This window comes from Kitasatospora putterlickiae (genome assembly GCF_039527695.1).
Lineage (GTDB): Bacteria > Actinomycetota > Actinomycetes > Streptomycetales > Streptomycetaceae > Kitasatospora > Kitasatospora putterlickiae.
The window spans coordinates 26,591-28,929 of sequence record NZ_BAAAKJ010000044.1; the positions used below are offsets into that span (position 1 = coordinate 26,591).

Annotated in this window: 2 protein-coding genes and 1 pseudogene; all 3 read right to left on the reverse strand. The window is 77.2% G+C overall.

Annotation, left to right across the window (positions count from 1 at the left end):
* Window positions 1-875 (reverse strand): PLP-dependent cysteine synthase family protein (locus tag ABD308_RS05390; protein WP_344327209.1); only part of this gene is annotated, 875 nt, incomplete at its 3' end.
* Complete coding sequence (locus ABD308_RS05395) at window positions 872-1,753, reverse strand: Rossmann-like domain-containing protein (protein WP_344327215.1); 882 nt, start codon at window positions 1,751-1,753, stop codon at window positions 872-874. The genes ABD308_RS05395 and ABD308_RS05390, both read right to left, overlap by 4 nt.
* Window positions 1,750-2,339: pseudogene (locus ABD308_RS05400) on the reverse strand (hypothetical protein); the annotation flags it as partial. The gene ABD308_RS05395 and the pseudogene ABD308_RS05400, both read right to left, overlap by 4 nt.

Sequence of the window (2,339 nt, forward strand, 5' to 3'; positions counted from 1 at the left end):
GCCGCCCAGGCGGCGACCAGGGCGACCGCGCCGGTGGACCAGCCGCCGCTGACGAAGGCGCCCCGGGCCAGGCGCCGGCAGGCGTCGACCGCCTCGGCCGGGCCGACCCAGTGCACCTCGTCGAAGGCCTGGTGGGCGACGTTGCGCGGGTGGATGGAGCTGCCGAGGCCGCGCATCAGCCGGGGCCGGGCGGGCTGGCCGAAGATGGTGGAGCCGACCGAGTCGACGCCGATGATCCGCAGCCGGGGCCAGCGGCGGCGCAGCGCCTCGGCGAGCCCGGCGCTGTGGCCGCCGGTGCCGACGCTGCAGACCAGCACGTCCAGGTGGTCGAGTTCGGTGGTGATCTCCTGGGCCATCGACCGGTAACCGGCCGCGTTGTCGGGGTTGTTGTACTGGTCGGGCCAGTAGGCGTCGGGCAGCCGGTCGAGGACGGCGCGCAGCCGGTCGATCCGGGCGGCCTGCCAGCCGCCGTGCCGGGCGGGCTGTTCGACCAGTTCCAGCCGGGCACCGTAGGCGCGCAGCAACTGCCGCATGGACGGTTCGAGTTCGCTGTCGCCGACCAGCACGACGGGGTGGCCGAGGGCCTGCCCGGCGAAGGCCAGGCCGACGCCCATGGTGCCCGAGGTGGACTCCACCACCGTGGCGCCGGGCCGCAGTTCGCCGCGCGCGTGGGCGCCGCGGAGCATGGCGACGGCCGAACGCGCCTTCATGCCGCCGGCGCTGAGCCCTTCCAGTTTGGCCCAGAAGCCGGGGTGCGGGTGCGGCAGCGGGGTGGTGATCCGGGCCAGCGGGGTGCCGCCGAGCAGCGGCAGCAGGGCGGGGTTGCCCAGCACCGGACGGCCCAGCGCGGCACCGGAGTCGAGCAGGGCGGTCACCGCGCCGCACCCCCGTACAGGTGGAGCAGGCTCGGGCCGCCGTCGAGCCAGAAGAAGGGGTAGGGCTCGGCGCTGACCGCGGTGACGCCGTCGCCGAGCAGGCGGGGCAGGACGGCGCTGCCGGTCTGCGCGAACAGCACCAGGGGCTTGCCGGTGGCGCGGGCGTGGGCGAGCAGCGGGTCGAGGGTGCCGTTGCCGAGGGTCATGCCGGAGGCGAGGATGGCGTCGCAGTCGTCGAGGTGGGCGAGGGCGTCGGTGTGCACCGGCTCGTCCCATTCGGTGGTGCCGCCCTTGAGGTCGCAGGGGAGGTAGCCGACCTCGTGCGAACGGAGCTGCTCCAGGAGGGAGTTGACGACACCGACGACCAGCACCCGGCGGACGGCGGCGAGCGGCAGCAGCCCCACCACGGCGGCGGCGCGGACCCGCGACTTCACCAGCGAGGAGCCGGCCGGGAGGCCGAACCGCCGGGCTCCGTACGCCGGCGCGTGCGGCAGGCAGTGGCCGAGGTAGGCGTCCAGCGCGGCGACCCGGACGGCGGTGTGCGGATGGTCGAGCAGGTCGCCGACGGTGGCGCCGACGCAGTCGGTGACCGTGTCGGCGGGCAGGTCGCCGGGCTCGACGGCGCAGGAGCCGACGGCGGCGCCGAGCCGGAGGCTGAGCACCTCGTTGCGGTAGCCGCGGGCGCGGCCGCTGTGCCGGACGGCCTGGGTGGTGCCGAAGGCCAGCGCGATCCGCAGCGAGGCCGGGTCGGGCCCGTACGCCCCCGTACGGGCCCGCCCGGTGATCAGGTCGAGCACGGGGTGGTCGTCGGCCCCGAAGCTCGTGGTGGTGGCGAGGGTGCGGGCGGGGGCGGCGGTCAGGACGGTCGCGGCGCTCATGAGGACACCGCCGCGGGCTCGGCGGGGCGGGCGGCGGGCGCGAGGCGGGGGGTGAGCCCGGCGAGCAGCCGCTCGGCCGTGCGGCGCGCCCCGGGCCCTCCGGTGTCGGCGGTCATGACGTGCCCGAGGTACTCGTTGTTGCTGGTCGCGGCCCGCACCTCGCGGCCGGACCCGGCGAGGGTGAGCTCGACCACCGCCGGGTCGCGCCGCACCGCGTCCTCGCCGTCGAAGCCGTCCAGCAGGCCGGCCTGGCCGCCCTCGGGCACCAGGAAGGCGATGGCGGCGCTGGTGACCCCGGTCGGGCGGGCGGTCAGGTCGGGCCGGCGGCCGAGGGCGAGGTCGACGGCGGCGGCGGCCAGGTCGACCCCGGTGACCCGCCGGACCAGCTCGGTGATCCGGTTCCCGGCCGGGCGCGGGTTGACCTCCACCACCCGGGGCCCGGCGGGGGTGAGCTTGATCTCGGTGTGCGCGACGACCTGGTCGAGGCCGAGCGCGGCCAGCGCGGCGACCGCGGTGCGGGCGGCGGCCCCGGCCTCGGCCCCGGAAGCGGCCCCGGGAGCGGTCTCATGAGCGTCTGGCTGCCGAC